The sequence below is a fragment of the Lysobacter silvisoli genome, from assembly GCF_003382365.1.
GTDB classification, from domain to species: domain Bacteria; phylum Pseudomonadota; class Gammaproteobacteria; order Xanthomonadales; family Xanthomonadaceae; genus Lysobacter; species Lysobacter silvisoli.
Genome location: NZ_QTSU01000001.1, coordinates 1,312,980 through 1,330,916 on the forward strand (window position 1 = coordinate 1,312,980; position 17,937 = coordinate 1,330,916).

At 69.3% G+C, this 17,937-nt stretch carries 19 protein-coding genes; 1 reads left to right on the top strand and 18 read right to left on the bottom strand.

All coding sequences use genetic code 11. The features are described from left to right. Window positions 1-6 precede the first annotated feature (6 nt). The 7 genes from DX914_RS05750 to DX914_RS05780 all read right to left on the bottom strand — a co-directional run bounded on the left by DX914_RS05750 (window position 7) and on the right by DX914_RS05780 (window position 5,010). Complete coding sequence (locus DX914_RS05750; RefSeq protein WP_115858068.1) at window positions 7-762, bottom strand: ABC transporter permease; 756 nt, start codon at window positions 760-762, stop codon at window positions 7-9. Next, window positions 759-1,565: an ABC transporter ATP-binding protein gene (locus tag DX914_RS05755; protein ID WP_115858069.1), complete on the bottom strand. Its 807-nt coding sequence runs from the start codon at window positions 1,563-1,565 to the stop codon at window positions 759-761. Before DX914_RS05755 ends, DX914_RS05750 begins: the two co-directional genes overlap by 4 nt. A 138-nt stretch (window positions 1,566-1,703) precedes the next feature. Beyond that, the gene (locus DX914_RS05760) at window positions 1,704-1,892 is read right to left on the bottom strand and encodes a thiazolylpeptide-type bacteriocin (protein WP_115858070.1); all 189 of its coding nucleotides are present in this window, start codon (window positions 1,890-1,892) and stop codon (window positions 1,704-1,706) included. Between the two features lie 163 nt (window positions 1,893-2,055). Beyond that, a complete protein-coding gene (locus DX914_RS20350) occupies window positions 2,056-2,580 on the bottom strand; it encodes a DUF2141 domain-containing protein (RefSeq protein WP_196778831.1) in 525 nt (174 codons plus the stop codon). Window positions 2,581-2,609: 29 nt separating this feature from the next. Continuing rightward, entirely contained in the window at window positions 2,610-3,485 is an 876-nt protein-coding gene (locus DX914_RS05770; protein ID WP_158549194.1) for a SagB family peptide dehydrogenase, read from the bottom strand. A 13-nt stretch (window positions 3,486-3,498) separates the two neighbouring features. Next, window positions 3,499-4,686: a molybdopterin-synthase adenylyltransferase MoeB gene (gene moeB / locus DX914_RS20720; RefSeq protein WP_115858072.1), complete on the bottom strand. Its 1,188-nt coding sequence runs from the start codon at window positions 4,684-4,686 to the stop codon at window positions 3,499-3,501. Window positions 4,687-4,689: 3 nt separating this feature from the next. Continuing rightward, window positions 4,690-5,010 carry a MoaD/ThiS family protein gene (locus DX914_RS05780; protein ID WP_115858073.1) on the bottom strand — a complete coding sequence of 107 codons (321 nt, stop codon included), beginning with the start codon at window positions 5,008-5,010 and terminating at the stop codon, window positions 4,690-4,692. A gap of 423 nt (window positions 5,011-5,433) precedes the next feature. Between DX914_RS05780 and DX914_RS05785 the strand changes: the two genes are divergently transcribed. After that, window positions 5,434-5,979: a DUF7010 family protein gene (locus DX914_RS05785; protein ID WP_147300611.1), complete on the top strand. Its 546-nt coding sequence runs from the start codon at window positions 5,434-5,436 to the stop codon at window positions 5,977-5,979. A 70-nt stretch (window positions 5,980-6,049) separates the two neighbouring features. On the opposite strand, the gene recJ is transcribed toward DX914_RS05785, so the two are convergent. The 11 genes from recJ to DX914_RS05840 form a co-directional block, all read right to left on the bottom strand. Beyond that, window positions 6,050-7,771, bottom strand: coding sequence for a single-stranded-DNA-specific exonuclease RecJ (gene recJ / locus DX914_RS05790; RefSeq protein ID WP_115858075.1), 1,722 nt, complete (start codon window positions 7,769-7,771; stop codon window positions 6,050-6,052). Further along, window positions 7,768-8,715, bottom strand: a complete 948-nt coding sequence (locus DX914_RS05795; RefSeq protein ID WP_115858076.1) for a phosphoglycerate mutase — start codon at window positions 8,713-8,715, stop codon at window positions 7,768-7,770. Before DX914_RS05795 ends, recJ begins: the two co-directional genes overlap by 4 nt. A gap of 17 nt (window positions 8,716-8,732) precedes the next feature. Next, window positions 8,733-9,209: a transcription elongation factor GreA gene (gene greA / locus DX914_RS05800; RefSeq protein ID WP_115858077.1), complete on the bottom strand. Its 477-nt coding sequence runs from the start codon at window positions 9,207-9,209 to the stop codon at window positions 8,733-8,735. Window positions 9,210-9,358: 149 nt separating this feature from the next. Further along, a complete protein-coding gene (gene carB, locus DX914_RS05805) occupies window positions 9,359-12,607 on the bottom strand; it encodes a carbamoyl-phosphate synthase large subunit (protein ID WP_115858078.1) in 3,249 nt (1,082 codons plus the stop codon). Between the two features lie 5 nt (window positions 12,608-12,612). Then, window positions 12,613-13,269 carry a hypothetical protein gene (locus DX914_RS05810; RefSeq protein ID WP_115858079.1) on the bottom strand — a complete coding sequence of 219 codons (657 nt, stop codon included), beginning with the start codon at window positions 13,267-13,269 and terminating at the stop codon, window positions 12,613-12,615. 52 nt (window positions 13,270-13,321) lie between these two features. Beyond that, window positions 13,322-13,765 (bottom strand): DUF6973 domain-containing protein, encoded by a 444-nt coding sequence (locus tag DX914_RS05815; protein ID WP_115858080.1) that lies wholly within the window; start codon window positions 13,763-13,765, stop codon window positions 13,322-13,324. Further along, window positions 13,765-14,340, bottom strand: coding sequence for a hypothetical protein (locus DX914_RS05820; protein WP_115858081.1), 576 nt, complete (start codon window positions 14,338-14,340; stop codon window positions 13,765-13,767). The genes DX914_RS05815 and DX914_RS05820 overlap by 1 nt, the downstream gene beginning before the upstream one ends. Next, window positions 14,337-15,473 (bottom strand): glutamine-hydrolyzing carbamoyl-phosphate synthase small subunit, encoded by a 1,137-nt coding sequence (gene carA / locus DX914_RS05825; protein ID WP_115858082.1) that lies wholly within the window; start codon window positions 15,471-15,473, stop codon window positions 14,337-14,339. The genes DX914_RS05820 and carA overlap by 4 nt, the downstream gene beginning before the upstream one ends. A 364-nt stretch (window positions 15,474-15,837) precedes the next feature. Further along, window positions 15,838-16,563 carry a 4-hydroxy-tetrahydrodipicolinate reductase gene (dapB, locus tag DX914_RS05830; protein WP_115858083.1) on the bottom strand — a complete coding sequence of 242 codons (726 nt, stop codon included), beginning with the start codon at window positions 16,561-16,563 and terminating at the stop codon, window positions 15,838-15,840. A gap of 54 nt (window positions 16,564-16,617) precedes the next feature. Further along, window positions 16,618-17,079 (bottom strand): hypothetical protein, encoded by a 462-nt coding sequence (locus tag DX914_RS05835; protein ID WP_115858084.1) that lies wholly within the window; start codon window positions 17,077-17,079, stop codon window positions 16,618-16,620. A gap of 13 nt (window positions 17,080-17,092) precedes the next feature. Next, complete coding sequence (locus tag DX914_RS05840; RefSeq protein ID WP_158549195.1) at window positions 17,093-17,905, bottom strand: ankyrin repeat domain-containing protein; 813 nt, start codon at window positions 17,903-17,905, stop codon at window positions 17,093-17,095. Window positions 17,906-17,937: the final 32 nt, after the last annotated feature.

A 17,937-nucleotide genomic window follows, 5' to 3' on the forward strand; every position in this document is an offset into this window, starting at 1 on the left:
CCGCCGTCAACGGTAGCTGTTGCGAAAGATCACCGCGGCGGCGAAGGCGCAGACCGCGCCGAACACCAGCAGCAGCGCGATCGGGAATACCGAAGCCCGGGTGAACAGCTCGTTCTCCCAGGCCAGCCGCGAGATCTGCACCGCGTAGGTGGTGGGCACGAAGTCGGACAGGGCCTGGGCCCACTGCGGGAACGCATCGCGCGACATGCCCGCCCCGGACAGGATCAGCAGCGGCTGCATGAACAGCATGCCGGCGGAAAAGGCCCGCTGCGGGGCCGGGAACAGCACGCCGATCAGGATGCCGGCCGGCAGCATCGCGAAGCCGATCACCAGCATGGGCAGCATCAACTGGATCGGATTGGCCTTGGGCCAGTAGCCGAACATCACCAGGCCCGCCAGCAGCATGACCACGTAGCCGATCGCGAACAGCAGCATCGCGCGCAGGCAGAAGCCGGCCCAGAGCTCGTACACCTTCACCGGCGTCACCATCAGCCGGTTGAGGAAGCCCATGTGCTTGGCCATCGCCACCGACGGCGCGATGTTGAGGAACGAGATCAGCAGGATCAGCACCGCGGTGAAATTCGGGGTATTGGTGTTGTAGTACTTCAGCGACGCCGCTTCGGAGCCGATCGCGCCGGAGAACGAAGCGAAGAAAATGTAGAAGCCGACCGGGAACACCAGCAGGAAGAAGATCGCGGTCTTGTCGCGCAGGGTGCTTTTCACGTCCAGCGCGGTCACGGCATAGATGTTGGCGACGTTCATGCCGCACCTCCGGCGGACTTGCTCACCAGGATGTTGTAGGCATCGTCCAGGTTGTTCGCGGCCTCCCCGGCCAGCGATACCAGCTGCGCCACGCTGCCTTGGGCGACGATGCGCCCGGCGGTGAGCATGATCACGCGCGAGGCCAGCGCTTCGGCCTCCTCCATGTGGTGGGTGCTGAACAACAGCGTCTTGCGGCCGCTGGCATGGGCCTTGCGGATGATGGCCCAGAACTCCCGGCGCATGATCGGGTCCAGACCCACCGTGGGCTCGTCGAGTATCACGAACTCCGGCTCGTTGATCATCGCCAGCGCCAGCGCGATGCGCTGCCGTTCGCCGCCGGAGATCTTGCCCAGCGGCCGGTCGATGAAGGCCCGGAGCTCGAATTCGTCGACCATGGCGTCGATGCTCAAGCATCGCGGGTAGACGCGCTGGAAAAAGCGTATGTAGTCGCGGCCGCTGAGGCTGCCGAAGAATTTGGTCTGCTGGATCTGCACGCCGATCCGCGACACGTAGCTGCGATCGATCGCCGGATCGCAACCCAGCACCGAGACCGCACCGTCGTCGGCACGGCGCAGCCCCATCATGATTTCCAGCATGGTGGTCTTGCCGGCGCCGTTGGGGCCGACCAGGGCGACGATCTCGCCGGCGGGGATATCGAACGACACCCGGTTCAGGGCGCGATGGCGCCCGTACGACTTGCAAACGTCGGCGAACGCGACGACCGCGCCGCGGCCCGGTGCGGCGTCCGCCGCTCCGATCTCCGCCGCGGGGGCGTCGACCGCAATGGAATATTCGACCTGCATGGATGGCTCCGCGATCTCGATCGGCTCAAGACCGGACACATCGGCCGATAGGCACCGATGTGTCCGGCCCACTGAACGGTGGAGTGCTGCGATGCCGATTCGCGAACGAATCGGCGATCGTCAGCGCTTACCGGACAGTTACTCCACCGTCGCCACGTCGTTGAAGCACGACGAGGAACCGCAGCTCGAGCACGAGCTACAGATGCTGACGGCGCTGGACGCGCCGGTTTCCGGCAGAGCCATCGCTTCCTTCAGGGTCACAACTTCCATGCCTTCGATGTTCAGGCTGGCCAGATCCAACGAGTCGAAATCGAAATCATTGTTCATGACAACTTCTCCTTACGATTTATCCACTACCATGTGGACATACATTGGGTGGAGTGGAGGCACCCAATTCCTTGACACGGTTCCTTGCGTGGTCAGCGCTTTCCATTCGGATCCTCGAGCCGGACGCGCACGCACAGCGGCGGCATCGCGCTCTCGCGGCCCCTTAGATCGAGTAGCGTATTCGGACGCGAATCCGGGTCGCGCCATTCACCTTGATGCGGGATGCATCGAACTGCGGCGCGGCCTTGGCCAGGTTCGCGTTGTTGCTGAAGCCGATTCCTTCCGCGCCCAGCTCCAGGCGCGAATTGTCGTTCTCGTCGTGATAGAGCGCGAGCGCGTAGTCGCCTTGCGCCAGGCCCTTGAAGTCCAGCGACACCACGCCGTCGGCGGCCTTGGCGCGCGCGGTACGGGTGCAACCGGACGGGAACGCCTCGCCTTCCTTGCACAAGGTGCCGATGATGAAGCCGTGATCGCCGCGAACGCCGCTGACGTCCACGCGCAGCGCGTCGCCCTGCCCTGCCTGCGCCGCGAGCGGTGCCTTTGCGCCGCGCTCGCGCGCGTTGCGCGCCCCGTCTTCGGCGCCGCCCTTCGAGACCTGCCACGCTCCCCAGAGCACCGCGACCGCGACTACCGCGCCGATCGCTCCCCGTGCGACTTGCGACCTCACATACGATTTGCCAGTTTCCAAGTCACTTCCCTATGTTGACCGGACGGGCTTCAGCTCGTCGCCTTCCCATGCGACGAACGCTTGCCCACTACGAACCCCAGCACCACGATCTCCCTGGCGCCGTCCGCCCCCACGTATGCCGCTACATCCCCATCGCAGAATCCGCCCCAGACGCAGCCAGGCAAGCCGCGCGCCATCGCGGTCAGATGCAGGTTCTGGCTCAGCGCGCCGGCCTCGTTCATCACGAAGCGGTAGCCGCGATCCAGGTACTTGGCCATCGAGCGCAACAGCACCGCGGTGACCACGAACACCACGCTGGCCTGTGCCTTGAACTCCGGCTGCAGGTCGAAGCCCGGCATCGCCGCGCGCGCGTCCTCGCGGCGCAGGCAGGACAGCGCATGGGCGACCGCGTCGTAGTGGTAGACGCCCGGCGCCAGGCCGGTCACGTCCATCACCACCGGATAGATTTCCAGCGGGTACAGCGCGCCGGCCGACGGGCAGGCCCGTAGCCGCTGCACCGGGACCGTCTCGCCGAGGCGGCGTTCGCCCAGCACGCCGTAGGAATACTTGAGGATCGCGGCCAGATCGTCGACACCGACCGCACCGTCGCGCGGCGCAGCGTCGCTGGCCAGGGAACGCCGGCGCAGCAAGGCCTGCTGCAGCGTCAGCTCGCCCAGCTGCGCCTCCGGCAAGGCGATCGATTCGGCATCGCGATGTTCGTTGCGGCTGCGCGACACGATCTCGCGCAGCGCCGGCTCGCTGAGGAAGGCGCGGATGCGCGAGGACAAGCCGCGATCCAGCGTCCGGCCCCAGGTGGTGCGCGCATGGAAGGCATCGACGGCCGAGGTATCGTCGCCGGCGAACAGCAGTTCGGTGCGGTCGCGGCGCACGCCGTTCGCGCCCGCTGCCCGGGTATCGGCTGGCATCGTCGCGCTGGCCTCAGTAGACCGCATCGGTGCGCTCGATATCGCGGGTCCAGGCTTCGATGCCGCCGTCCAGGCTGGCCACGTCGCGGAAACCGCGCTCGGCCAGGAAGGCCGCGGCGCGCAGCGAGCGCACCCCCGACTTGCAGTAGCACACCACCGGCAGGTTCCGGTCCAAGGTGTGGAAGTGCTCCTCGATTTCATCCACCGGCATCAACAGCGAACCGTCGATGCGCACGATCTGGTGCTCGTTGAGCGTGCGCACGTCGACCAGTTGCAGCGCATCCGCCTGCCCCAGACGCTGCTGCAGCCATTGCGCGCTGACCCGCTCGATCGGCGCGGCCTCCGCGTCGCCTGCGCCGTCGCCCAGGCCGGTGCCGCAGAACACCGCGTAGTCGACCAATCCGGTCTGGGTCGGGTAGTCGCCGCAGACGCAGCAGCCCGGATCGCGACGCAGTTCGAGTTCGCGGAAGCTCATCTCGGTGGCGTCGAAGCGCAGCAGCCGCCCCGCCATGGGCCGGCCGATCCCGGTAATGAGCTTGATCGTCTCCACCGCCTGCAGCAGGCCCATGGTCCCGGGCAGCACGCCGAACACCCCGCCCTCCGCGCACGAAGGCGCAAAGCCCGGCGGCGGCGGCTCCGGGTACAGGCAGCGGTAGCACGGGCCGTCGCCGAGGTTGAACACCGACAGCATGCCCTCGAAGCGGAACACCGAGGCGTAGACGTTGGGCTTGCCGCTGAGCACGCAGGCGTCGTTGATCAGGTAACGCGTGGCGAAGTTGTCGGTGCCGTCGACGACGATGTCGTAGTCGGCCAGCAGCGCCAGGGCGTTATCGGCCTCGATCCGGCAGCGGTGCTCGACGATCGTGATGTGCGGATTCATCGCCGCCAGGCGCGCGGCGGCGGCTTCGACCTTGGGCCGGCCCACGTCCTGCGCGGTGTACAGCACCTGGCGCTGCAGATTGCTCACGTCGACCGTGTCGTGTTCGACGATGCCGATCGTGCCCACGCCCGATGCCGCCAGGTACTGCGCGGTAGGCGAGCCCAGGCCGCCTGCGCCGACCAGCAGCACGCGCGCGGCCTTCAGCCTGCGCTGACCCTCGCTGCCGATCTCCGGAATGATGATGTGCCGGCTGTAGTGACGGATCTCGTCGCGCGAGAGTTCCGGGCCTGGCTTGAATTCGGGAGTCCTTTCCCTGTTCATCGCTTATCCCCCAGCGATCGCGGGCAGGATGGTGATGACGTCCTGCGGGCGCAGCGGCGTTTGTTCCTGCTGCAGGAAGCGGATGTCCTTGGAGTTGAGGAAGACGTTGATGAAACGGCGCAGTTGCTGATCGCCGGCGAACATCTGCGTGCGCAGCAGCGGGTATTGGTCCGAGATCAATCGCAGGGCTTGTCCGACCGTTTCAGCCTGGACATCCACGGAGCCGGCCTGGCCGGTGAAACGTCGCAATCCCGATGGGATCAATACGACTACGTCCGCTAGCGAAGGCGCGCTTGCAGCGGCGCCATCTTCCTTGCGATCCATCCCCGTTCATCCTTGATGTGCATCCCCTTTTTTCACACTTGCATACCCAAATAGGAAAAGCAATAGCCCAAAGTAAGTCATACCAACGGACAAGAAATGCAAAGCATCGCGCGGAGATTTTCGTTAGCGAGCGCGCCATACACTCGCGCATTGGCTTGCGTTTTTCGCCTCCCGGTTCGCGGGTAAAGCAGCGGTTTTTCAGTGCGATGGACGCGATTTCTTAAAGCCCGTACGAGCGTGAATGCAGCGCCAACGCAACACGAATGCATTCTCCCCCATACGCAGCAGTACATCGGCGGCGAACGGAGCGATGCGCCCGACGAACGGTGCGCGGGCGCAGTGCGGTTCCCGTCGTGCCATCGCTTTGCTTAACTGTTGCGTTGCAGCAGCACGAACGATCGGAATTCAACGTCAGGAAGGGTCATGTCACTGTCTATCGCTCCATCGCATCAAAGCGAAATGCGCCATGCCTATTACGGCGGCGCGCCGGGAGCGCTGGTATCCGGACTGGTGTGGATCGCGGCGGCGGCCGTGTGCCACGCGCGCGGTGTCGAACCAGCGGTATGGACGCTGCTGATCGGCGGCGCCCTGATCCACCCCTTGGGCATGGCCGTCGCCAAGCTCGCGGGACGACCAGCGAGCACCGGCAAAGACAACGCGCTCAACGCGCTGGCGATGGCCTCCACGGTCTGGCTGATCGTGTGCTGCGCGATGGCTTACGGTCTGTTCCTGCTCAAGCCCGCGCTGTTCTTCCCGGCGATGATGGCGGTGATCGGCAGCCGCTACCTGGTACTGGCCAGCGTATACGGCCGCAGGATCTTCTGGGGCTTGGGCATCGCGTTGATCGTGGCCGCGAACGCGGCGCTGTTCGTGGCGATGGCACCGGCGATCGTCGCGGCATTAGGCGGCGCGATCGAACTCGCGGTCGCGTGCCTGCTGTTTTCCAAGGCCTCCAAGACCGGCGCCTGATGGGCTTGCTGTGGGAGCGGCGTGAGCCGCGATCCTGCGCCGCCACGCAAGCCTTGGGCGGCTTAGCGGCTCAAGCGTCCGCCGATTCCCGATGCACCACCACCAGCTGGATCGCATCCCCGCCGCGATAATCGTCCGGCTCCAAACGATAAGCGATGCGCACGCGCGCCGGCGGCGGATTGCCGTGCCAGCCGTTGAACTCGATGGCGTTCAGGCGCCGGCCCTGATGGCCGAGTTCCAACTTGAGGTGGCGTTCGCCGACCACGCGCCAAGCCAGTACCGGGAATTCGCCGTCGAACTGGGGTTCGGGAAAGCCCTGTCCCCAAGGCCCGCCGTCGCGCAGGCATTCGGCGCTGCGGCGGTCGAAGTCGGCCGGGTCCAGTTCGCCGTCGCTGAGCACGTCGGCCTGCAGCAGTTCCGGCGTCAGCAGCGCCTGCGCGCAAGCCTCGAACGCGGCGCGGAAGGCCTCGAGCGCGTCGCGCCGCAGCGACAGGCCGGCGGCCATGGCGTGGCCGCCGAAGCGTTCGATCAGCTGCGGATGGCGCGCGGCCACGTCGGCCAGCGCATCGCGGATGTGGAAACCGGGAATCGAGCGCGCCGAGCCGCGCAGCGCGTCGCTGCCGGGCTCGGCCGGGGCGAAGGCGATCACCGGGCGGTGCACGCGCTCCTTCATTTTCGAGGCGACCAGACCGACCACGCCGGGGTGCCAGTCCGGGTCGTACAGGCAGAGCGCGGCCGGATCGCGGGTGGCGTCCAGGCTCACGCGCGCGAACGCGGCGGCGGCTTCGTCGGTCATCTGCTGCTGCACCGCGCGGCGCTCGGCGTTGATCTCGTTGAGCGCGTGGGCGATCTCGCGCGCCTGCGACTCGCTCTCGGTCAGCAGGCATTCGATGCCCAGGGCCATGTCTTCCAGGCGCCCGGCGGCGTTGAGCCGCGGCGCCAGCGCATAGCCGATGTCGGTGGCGGTGAGCCGGCCGGCATCGCGCTGCGCGACTTCGATCAGCGCGCGCAAACCGGCGCAGCCCTGGCCCGCGCGCAGGCGGCGCAGGCCGGCGGCGACCAGGGCGCGGTTGTTGGCGTCCAACGGCACCAGATCGGCCACGGTGCCTACCGCGACCAGATCCAGCAGGCTCTGCAGGTCCGGTCCCTGCCATTCGCAGCGGCCTTGCTCGCGACGGTGGCGGCGCAGCGCCAGCAGCACGTAGAACATCACGCCCACCCCGGCCAGCGCCTTGCTCGGGAAGGCGTCGCCGTCCAGGTTGGGATCGACGATGGCGTCCGCCGGCGGCAGGCGTTCGCCCGGCAGATGGTGATCGGTGACCAGCACGCGCCAGCCGCGCGCCTTGGCCGCGGCGATGCCGGCGTGACAGGCGATGCCGTGATCGACGGTGACCAGCAGTTCGGGCTGCAGCGCGGACAGCTCCTCCACCAGCGCCGGCGACAGGCCGTAGCCGTGGACGATGCGGTTGGGCACTGCATGCGAGACGCGGCGCGCGCCGAGCATGCGCAGGCCGCGCACGCCGACCGCGCAGGCGGTGGCGCCGTCGCAATCGAAGTCGCCGACCACCACGATGTGCTGGTCGCGCTCGATCGCCTCGTCCAGCAGGGCCACGGCCGCGTCCAGGCCGCCCATCGCGTCCGGCGGCAACAGCTGCGCCAGGCGCGGCTGCGCCTGCTCGATCGCGGTCGCGCCACGCGCGGCGTAGACCCGGCGCAGCAGCGGCGGCACGTGCTCGGGCCAGGCGCCGGGGTCGGCGATGGCGCGGCGGCGCAGGCGGGCGTTGGGCGTCATGGCTGCGGCGAACGCAGCGGCCGGCGCCAGAAGCGCCAGCCTTGGCCGCGCGCCAGCGCGTAGGCGCTGCCGTCGGCGAAATCCAGTTCGATGCGCGCGAGCTCGCCGGCGTCCAGCTGCGCGCACAGCGGCGCCAGCCAGTCGCGCTGCAAGGCGTCCAGATCGCGCGAGCGGCGCAGGTCGATCGCGGTGCTGCCCTCGCCCGCCGCCCAACGCGGCGGCAGGCCGGCGACGGCGGCGCCGGCCAGCGCCCCCAGCGCGGTCAGGGCTTCGTCGTCGCTGCAGATGCGCGCGTAGTCGCTGCGCACGTGGTCGGGCAGCACGCCCGCGCCCCAGAACCACAGCGAGTTCACCGGCGCCAGGCCAGCGGCGATGCGTTGGGCGTTGCGCGGGTGGTTGTGCAGCAGCACCTGGGCCTCGCTGAGCAGCGCGCGCCAGCGCCGGCCCTCGGCGCTGGCGTCGGCGGCGTCGGGCAGGTGCTCGAACAGGTCGGCGCCGAGCGCGGTCTCCGGCGAGTCGAACGCCGGCAGGCGCGCGCCGGCCGGCAGGCGCAGGTACCAGCGCGACGGCGCAGGCGCGTCGATGGGGAAACCGGCGTCGCCGAACAGCGGCTTGAGCGGACGCACGAATTCGGCGGCCTCGGCCGCATCCAGGTGCAAGGCCTGGCCGTAGGCGAGCAGGCGCGCGCCGTTGATATCCGGCCGCACATAGGCCGGATCGGCGCGCAGCCAGGCCGCGTGGGCGGCGTCGCCGGCGTCGCGCTGGCGCGTGGCCGCGGCCACCGGCCAGCCGCGCGGCAGCACGTCGAGCACGCGCGCGAGCGCGTCGCCGGTGCGCTGCGACCGGTCCGCGCGCGCGAGGCGGCGGCCCAGGTCTTCGCTCAGGCGCTGGCCGCCGTAGCGTTCGCGCTCGGGCAGCAGCAGGGTGACGTGGGGGGCGCCCATGCGCGGCGCGGGCCGGCTCAGCCGGCGTAGCTCACGCCGACGATTTCGTACTCGCGGGTGCCGCCCGGCGCCTCGATGACGACGCTGTCGCCCTCGTGCTTGCCGATCAGGGCGCGCGCCACCGGCGAGGAGATCGCGATCAGACCCTGTTTGATGTCCGCTTCCAGGTCGCCGACGATCTGGTAGGTGTGCTCTTCGTCGGTGTCCACGTCGGTCAGTTCGACGGTGGCGCCGAACACGATCTTGGAACCGGCGTTGAGCGTGGCCACGTCGATCAGCTGGGCGTGCGAGAGCTCGGACTCGAGCTGCTTGATCCGGCCTTCGATGAAACTCTGCTGTTCGCGCGCGGCGTGGTACTCGGCGTTTTCCTTCAGGTCGCCGTGGGCGCGGGCTTCGGCGATCGCATTGATCACGGCCGGCCGCTTGACCGACTTCAGCTCATCCAGTTCCGCGCGCAGGCGCTGCGCGCCCTTCACCGTGATCGGTGCTCTCATGACTGCTTCCTCATGCCGGCCCAGCCGGCGCCATCTTTGTCCAATCGGGATTGTGCCGCGAACGCGGCCGCTTGGCACCCCGTCCGGGGCGCCCCTGCCGCGGCGGCGGCTGGGCGGACGCGGGCCTGGGCCCGCGTCCGCAGCGGGACTCAAGCGCTGGCCTGGATCTGCGCGTGCAGCTCCTGCAGCGACCACACCGGGCCCTGGCCGCGGTAGTCCAGCGAGTTCACCAGCGCGCGCGCGCCCGACACGGTGGTCGAGTACGTCACTCGAGCCTGCAGCGCTTCGCGGCGGATCGAGAACGAGTCCGAGATCGCCTGGCGGCCTTCGGTGGTGTTGATGATGTAGACGATTTCGCCGTTCTTGATCAGGTCGACGATGTGCGGGCGGCCTTCGGTGACCTTGTTGATCACCTCGCAGGCCACGCCGTGCTCGGCCAGGAAGGCCTGGGTGCCGCGGGTGGCGACCAGGCCGTAGCCGCGGCGCAGCAGCTCCTGCGCCACCGGCAGCACGCGTTGCTTATCGGGGTCGCGCACCGACACGAACACCTTGCCCACCGGCGGCGCCTTGATGCCGCCGGCTTCCTGCGCGCGCGCCATGGCCGCGCCGAAGTTCTTGCCCACGCCCATCACCTCGCCGGTGGAGCGCATTTCCGGGCCCAGGATCGGGTCCACGCCCTGGAACTTGGCGAACGGGAAGATCGCTTCCTTGACCGAGTAGTAGTCCGGCACGATCTCCTCGATCGCGCCCTGCGAGGCCAGGGTCTGGCCGACCATGCAGCGCGCGGCGATCTTGGCCAGGGCCATGCCGGTGGCCTTGGACACGAACGGCACCGTACGCGAGGCGCGCGGGTTGACCTCGATCAGGTAGATGGTCTCGTTGCCGTCGGCGTCGGTCTGGATCGCGAACTGGGTGTTCATCAGGCCCACGACCTTGAGCGCCTTGGCCAGCGCCACCACCTGCTCGCGCAGCTTTTCCTGCGTGGCCGCCGACAGCGAGTACGGCGGCAGCGAGCAGGACGAATCGCCCGAGTGCACGCCGGCCTCTTCGATGTGCTCCATCACGCCGCCGATCAGCACCCGGCCTTCTCGGTCGGCGATCACGTCCACGTCCACTTCCACGGCGTTGTCGAGGAAACGGTCCAGCAGCACCGGCGAGTCGTTGGACACCTTGACCGCGTCGCGGATGTAGCGGGTCAGGTCGGCGTCGGAGTAGACGATCTCCATGGCGCGGCCGCCGAGCACGTAGCTCGGGCGCACCACCAGCGGGTAGCCGATCTGGCCGGCCAGTAGCAGGGCCTCGTCCGGATTGCGCGCGGTGCGGTTCAGCGGCTGGGCCAGGCCGAGCTCCTGCACCAGCTTCTGGAAGCGCTCGCGATCCTCGGCCAGGTCGATGCTGTCGGGCGTGGTGCCGATGATCGGCACGCCGTTGGCCTCCAGCGCGCGCGCCAGCTTCAGCGGGGTCTGGCCGCCGTACTGCACGATCACGCCCTTGGGCTTTTCCAGGTCGGCGATTTCCAGCACGTCTTCCAGGGTCAGCGGCTCGAAGTACAGCCGGTCGGAGGTGTCGTAGTCGGTGGACACGGTCTCCGGGTTGCAGTTGACCATGATGGTTTCGTAGCCGTCCTCGCGCAGGGCGAGCGCGGCGTGCACGCAGCAGTAGTCGAACTCGATGCCCTGGCCGATGCGGTTGGGGCCGCCGCCGAGCACGACGATCTTGTCGCGGTTGGTCGGCGCGGCTTCGCACTCGTCCTCGTAGGTCGAGTACATGTAGGCGGTGGTGGTGGCGAACTCGGCCGCGCAGCTGTCCACGCGCTTGTACACCGGGCGCACGCCGAAGGCGCGGCGCAGGGTGCGCACGGCGGTTTCGTCGGTGCCGGTGAGCTGGGCCAGGCGCGCGTCGGAGAAGCCCATACGCTTGAGCGCGCGCATGCGCGCCTTGTCCAGCGCGGCCAGGCCGCTGTCGGCCACCTCGCGCTCGGCCGCGATCAGTTCCTCGATCTGGTCCAGGAACCAGGGATCGACGAAGGACAGCGCGTGCACGTCTTCCACGCTCAGGCCGGCGCGGAAGGCGTCGCCGATGTAGAACATGCGCTCCGGGCCGGGCTCCTTGAGCTCGCGCTTGAGCCGGGCCACGTCGTCGGCGACGCTCAGGTCCAGACCGGTGGGGTCCAGGCCGACCTTGCCGGTCTCCAGGCCGCGCAGGGCCTTGTGCAGCGATTCCTGGAAGGTACGGCCCATGGCCATCACCTCGCCCACCGACTTCATCTGCGTGGTCAGGCGCGCGTCGGCCTGCGGGAACTTCTCGAAGGCGAAGCGCGGGATCTTGGTGACCACGTAGTCGATGGTCGGCTCGAACGAGGCCGGGGTGGCGCCGCCGGTGATCTCGTTGCGCAGCTCGTCCAGGGTGTAGCCCACCGCCAGCTTGGCCGCGATCTTGGCGATCGGGAAGCCGGTGGCCTTGGACGCCAGCGCCGAGGAGCGCGACACGCGCGGGTTCATCTCGATCACCACCACGCGGCCGTTCTGGGCGTTGATGCCGAACTGCACGTTGGAGCCGCCGGTGTCCACGCCGATCTTGCGCAGCACCGCGATCGAGGCGTCGCGCAGGCGCTGGTATTCCTTGTCGGTCAGGGTCTGCGCCGGGGCCACGGTGATCGAGTCGCCGGTGTGCACGCCCATGGCGTCGAAGTTCTCGATCGAGCAGACGATGATGCAGTTGTCCGCCTTGTCGCGAACCACCTCCATCTCGAACTCCTTCCAGCCCAGCACCGACTCCTCGACCAGGATCTCGTGCACGGGCGAGAGTTCCAGGCCGCGCTTGGCGATCTCCTCGAACTCTTCCTTGTTGTAGGCGATGCCGCCGCCGGTGCCGCCCAGGGTGAAGCTGGGGCGGATGATGGTCGGGTAGCCGACCTTGGTCTGGATCTCCAGGGCCTGCTCGAAGTTGCGCGCGACCTCGGCCTTGGGGCACTCCAGGCCGATCTCCTGCATGGCCACGCGGAACAGCTCGCGGTCTTCGGCCATGCGGATGGCCTCGCGCGAGGCGCCGATCAGCTCCACGCCGTACTTCTCGAGCACGCCGTTGTCGGCCAGGTCCAGCGCGCAGTTCAGCGCGGTCTGGCCGCCCATGGTCGGCAGCAGCGCGTCGGGCTTTTCCTTGGCGATGATCTTCTCGACCGTCTGCCAGTTGATCGGCTCGATGTACACGGCGTCGGCCATGTTCGGGTCGGTCATGATCGTGGCCGGGTTGCTGTTGACCAGCACCACGCGGTAGCCCTCGTCGCGCAGGGCCTTGCAGGCCTGGGCGCCGGAGTAGTCGAACTCGCAGGCCTGTCCGATCACGATCGGACCGGCGCCGATGATGAGGACGGTTTGGATGTCGGTACGCTTGGGCATTTAGCTCACTCGAAAATCGTGGAAGTCGAAACGTTGCAGGTGGTCATGGCGCCCAGCATCAGCTTGGTCACCAGGCGCGCGCCGATGCTCTTGCCGGCGTCGCTGTTCTGTTCGGCGCTCTTGCCCGGGTCGAAGGCGTCGCCGATGCCGACCAGCTCGCGCAGCGGCGCGTGCTTGGGCTCGCTGATGAATTCGACGAAGGACAGCATCTGGTCGGCCTTCATCTTCTTGATCACGTCGGCGGCCTCGACCTTCTGTCCGGTCTGGGCCTCGCTGACGCCGGCATTGATGAAGTCGCCGAACACGCTGGCCGCACCGCCTTCGAGCAGCTTGAGGTCGGCGCCGACGCGGCCGGGGTTGGCCTGGGCGTAGGCGGCGACCTCGGCGCGCTTGCTGCGCTGGTAGCCCTGCGAGGACAGCTCGCGGCGCAGGCAGCCCAGCTGGGCCGGGTCGACCTTGCGGGCCTTGCCCTGCAACGGCCAGGTGGGATCGGCGGCGGCGGCATCGTCGAGGATCTTGCCGAAGGGCAGCATCTGCACCAGCACGCCGGTCAGGCGCTCGACCTGGGCGTCGCCGGCGGCCTGCGCCGAGGCGGCCAGCGGCGCCAGCGCGATCAGGGCGACGGCGGCGGCGCGGATGCAGGCGATTCGAATCTGGGTCATTCCATGTCTCCGTTGGGGTCGCGTCGCAAGTCGTTGGTGGGCAAAGCGCACATCAGTACAGGCGGTCCTGCCAGTCCGAGGGCGGCAGCCAGGTGATGCGGTCGGGCTCGCTCGCATCGATCGCGCCCGCGCGCACGGCCTGCAGCACCGCGGCGTTCATCGCCGGCCAGTCGGCGGCAGCGGCGCCGATCTGCGCGCCGATGCGGTTGTTGTGCGCGTCCATCGCGCGGCCGCGGTTGCCTTCGCCGCCGCGTTCCATGACCTGGGTGACCAGGTCCACCAGCCGCGGCGAGGTCGTGTAGGCGACCACCGCGCTGGCCAGGCTGTGCCGGTAGGCGTCGGCCGGGCCGTTGCGCCCACCCGGCAGGTCCGCGGCGAAGAAGCGCGAGTACACCGCCACCAGCACGAACGCCGGATACACCGCGAGCAGCGCAGCAACGGCCAGCCACCGGCGCCAGCGGCGCTTGGGCTTGCCCGGCGCGGACGCGGCGGCCATCACCGCTCCAGCGACACGCCGCAGCGCTGCGCGACCTGGGCCACGAGCTGGTCGATCTCGGCCTCGTCGGGCGCGGTGTCGGGGAAATCGCGCTGCAGCACGGCCGCGGCCGGACTCTGCATGAACAGCATCACCTGCTGCAGCTCTTCGGCGTTCATGTCCTTGAAGAACTGCACGTCCGGCTGCGGGTTCTGGCCGCTGACCTGGCGGTCGATGCTGGCGTTGACCTGCTGACGCATGCCGGCGAAGAACTTGGCGCCGCCCTCGGTCTGGCCGAAGCGCGACCACGCGGCGATGGTCTCGCCGTCGCCGAACAGGGTGCGGAAGGAGTCGCGCATCTGCGCCTCGAACGGCGGCAGCACCTGGTCGCGGATGCAGCCGCGCTCCTGGCCGCTGAGGGTCTTGAACTCCTCGGCCTTGTCGATCTTGCCGGCGATCACGTTGCGGATCGCGGTGTCGAACCCCAGCAGCTGCTGGATGGTCCGCACCTCCGCGTCGGTGGGCACGGCGGCCGCGGCGGCGCCGGACAGCGCCACGCTCAGGGCCAGCGCGATGCGCGCCAGCGCCGTGCTCACGAGGCGCGCCCCGCGGCGGCCATGCTGGCCACGAAGCGATCGAACAGCGGCGCCACGTCGTGCGGGCCGGGGCTGGCTTCCGGATGGCCCTGGAAGCTGAAGGCCGGCGCGTCGGTCAGCTCGATGCCCTGATTGCTGCCGTCGAACAAGGAACGATGGATCACCCGCACGTTGGCCGGCAGGGTGGTCTCGTCGACCGCGAAGCCGTGGTTCTGCGAGGTGATCATGACCCGGCCGCTGTCCAGGTCCTGCACCGGATGGTTGGCGCCGTGGTGGCCGAACTTCATCTTCAGCGTCTTCGCGCCCGCGGCCAGGCCCAGCAGCTGGTGGCCCAGGCAGATGCCGAAGGTCGGGATCTTGCGCGCCAGGAACTGCTTGATCGCGGCGATCGCGTAGTCGCAGGGCTCCGGGTCGCCGGGGCCGTTGGACAGGAATACGCCGTCGGGGTTCAGCGCCAGCACGTCGGCGGCCGCGGTCTGCGCCGGCACCACGGTCACCTGGCAGCCGCGCTCGGCCAGCATGCGCAGGATGTTGCGCTTCACGCCGAAGTCGTAAGCCACCACGTGGAACTTGGGCTCGGCCCGGACGAAGGCGTTGGCATCCAGGTCCAGCTGGCCGTCGCGCCATTCGTAGCGCTCGCGGGTGCTCACGTCCTTGGCCAGGTCCATGCCCTTGAGGCCGGGGAACTTGCGCGCGGCTTCGATGGCGCGGGCCGCGTCGATGCCCTCGCCCGCCATCAGCGCGCCGTTCTGGGCGCCGCGGTCGCGCAGCAGCCGGGTCAGCTTGCGGGTGTCGATGTCGGCGATGGCGACCACGCCGCGCTCGGCCAGCCACTGCGGCAGCGCGGCCTGGCTGCGCCAGTTGCTGGGGCGCCGCGGCACGTCGCGCACGATCAGGCCCGAGGCCCAGACCTGGCCGGCCTCGTCGTCCTGGTCGGTGCAGCCGGTGTTACCCACGTGCGGATAGGTCAGCGTAACCAGCTGGCGCGCGTAGGACGGGTCGGTGAGGATTTCCTGGTAGCCGGTGATGGCGGTGTTGAATACGACTTCGCCGACGCTGAGGCCGGGCGCGCCTACGGAAACGCCCTCGAACACGGTGCCGTCTTCGAGAGCGAGGATTGCGGGTTGGGTCACGGGGGTCGCCTTGGCTGCCGGGGGTACTGACCCCTCCAGCGCACGCCGGCAAAACCGGCTTGCAGCAAAGCGCGGACGCGGTGCGGGACCGGTCCGGCGGAAGGGGTTCAGGCGAGCGGGAATTGTACCGGCGCCGGCCGGCGAACGCCAGCGAAACCGCGCCCGTGGCGTGTACCGGGCGTGGCGACTGTGGGCCGGGCTACGCCGGGAGCCGAGCGCGGCAGGCGGGCCCCTTCGCCGTCGTTCCGGCGCAAGCGGGAACCCATTTTGCTTTCGATTCGCAGGGCCGGGCCGAGGCTGGGGAGGCCAAGATCCAAACGGGTTCCGGCTTGCGCCGGAATGACGGGGCCTGGGGTTCCCGACCCTACAGATTCGGGAACATCAGCTCCGCCAGCCGGTAGCGCCCCGGCGCCTGCCGGGCCAGCTTCAGCGCCGCCTCCAGCGCGCCGCGGGCGAAGATGTCGCGGTTGGTGGCGCGGTGGATCAGCTCCAGGCGCTCGCCGGCGCTGGCGAACTGCACCAGGTGCTCGCCGACGATGTCGCCCGCGCGCAGGCTGGCGTAATGCGGCTCGCTGCCGCGGCCGATCGCCACCGCCTGGCCCAGGTGCAGGGCCGTGCCCGAGGGCGCGTCCAGCTTGCGGGTGTGGTGGGCCTCGATCAGGTCGCAGTCCCAGGCCGGCAGCGCGGCGGCGGCGCGGCGCACCAGTTCGGTCAGCACCGCCACGCCCAGGCTGTAATTGGCCGCCCAGACCACGGCGATGCCGGCCGAGGCCGCATCGATGGCCTGGTTCTGCGCCGAGGACAGGCCGGTGGTGCCGGAAACCAAGGCACAACCGCGCTGGACGCACAGCGCCAGCACCGGGTCGAAGCCTTCGGGCAGGCTGAAATCGATGGCCACGTCGAACTCGGGCACGCCGTTCAGCTCGCTGGCGGCGAACTGCGGCACGCCCTCGACCACGCGCTGCGCCGGCGATTTGCGCGCCACCGCGGCGGCCACGCTCAGATCGTCGCGTTCGGCGGCCAGGCGCAGCAGGGCCTGGCCCATGCGCCCGGAGGCGCCGTGGATCAGCAATCGCAGGGGGCTAGTCATGCGCGCAGGCTAACGGCTGGCGCGCGGTTTCGACAAGGCGCGCGATGAACTGCGTTATGGCGGGTAAGCGTCCTGCAGCGTGCGCTTGAACGACAGCCCGGCCGGCCCGACCAGATCGTCGGCACGCCAGCAGCCGGACGCACCGCTGAATTGCAAGGTCGCGCTACGCATCTGCGCCGGTTCGGAAGGAGCCAGCAGGAAGCGGTAGCTAACGCGCACCGCACGCTCGCCTATCGCCGTGTACTGCGGATCGCGGGCCTCGCCGTCTTGCGCGTCCAGCCAGGGGTCCGCGCCCAGGGCGCAGAGTTCGCCCTGCGCGGTGCAGTCGTATTCGCGCTGCAACAGGCGATACAACTCCGCCGTATACAGGTCGCGCGTGGGCGCCGGATCGTCGTTGAAGAATTCGTAGTGACGTTCGAACCAGGCCCGCGCCGCGGCCAGCGGCGTTGCGCCCAGGCAGGCTGCCTGCGCCGGCATGGCGCAGCACAGCAAGAGCCCCATCGCGATCGCCTTCATCCCTACCCTCCCCTCATTCCGCCGGCAACAGACGCCCGGGCTCCTGCCCGCGCTCGCGCATGCGCGCTTGCTCGCTGTCGCGCGACAGCGGCGGCCAGCGCAGGCCGCGCGCGACCAGCCGGTCGCGGATCGCCAGCAGCTTGCGCTGCGCAGGCGAGCCGTCCTGCTGGCGCACGATCTGGAACTGCAACTGACCGGCGAAGGACACGCCGTTGATGTTGACGAACTCCGGCTCGGCGCCACGCTCTAGCAGCCAGTCCACGGTGTCCAGGCGCTGATAGGTCAGCGCATGCATCAGCGCGGTATTGCCCAGGCGGTCGTGGCGGTTAATGCGCGCGCCGCGCTCCAGCAGCAGCGCGGCGAATTCCGTACCCTGCGCCTCCACCGCGTCGAACAGCAGCGGCCGGTCGCCGGGCGCCGCGTCCGCGTTCAAGCCGGCGTCGAGCAACGCGCGCAGGTACAGCGGGCTCTTGGCGCGCAGCGACACGCCGGCCGCGCTGCCCAGTTCGGGCACCGGCTGCAGCGGATCGGCGCCAGCGGCGACCAGCGCGCCCAGCACCTGCAGGCCGGTGGGCTGCTCGCCGAAGGCGTGCTGCAGGGCGAAGAACAACAGGGTCATGTCCTGCGCGCCGGGACGATTGAGCGTGGGGACGTCGAGCGCGGCCGCCAGGCGTCGCACCTCGTCCACGCGACCGCGCGCGATCGCCTGAGCCAGCGGCAGTTGCTCGCCGGCGAAGATGCGCTCGGCGGCCGGCACGCGCGCGCCGGCGACGTTGACGCCCAGCAGCGAGGCGCCCAGCGCGATCAGACCCAGCCAGCGACGCATGCCTTGCGCTCCTGCGGCCAGCGGCGGCCGTT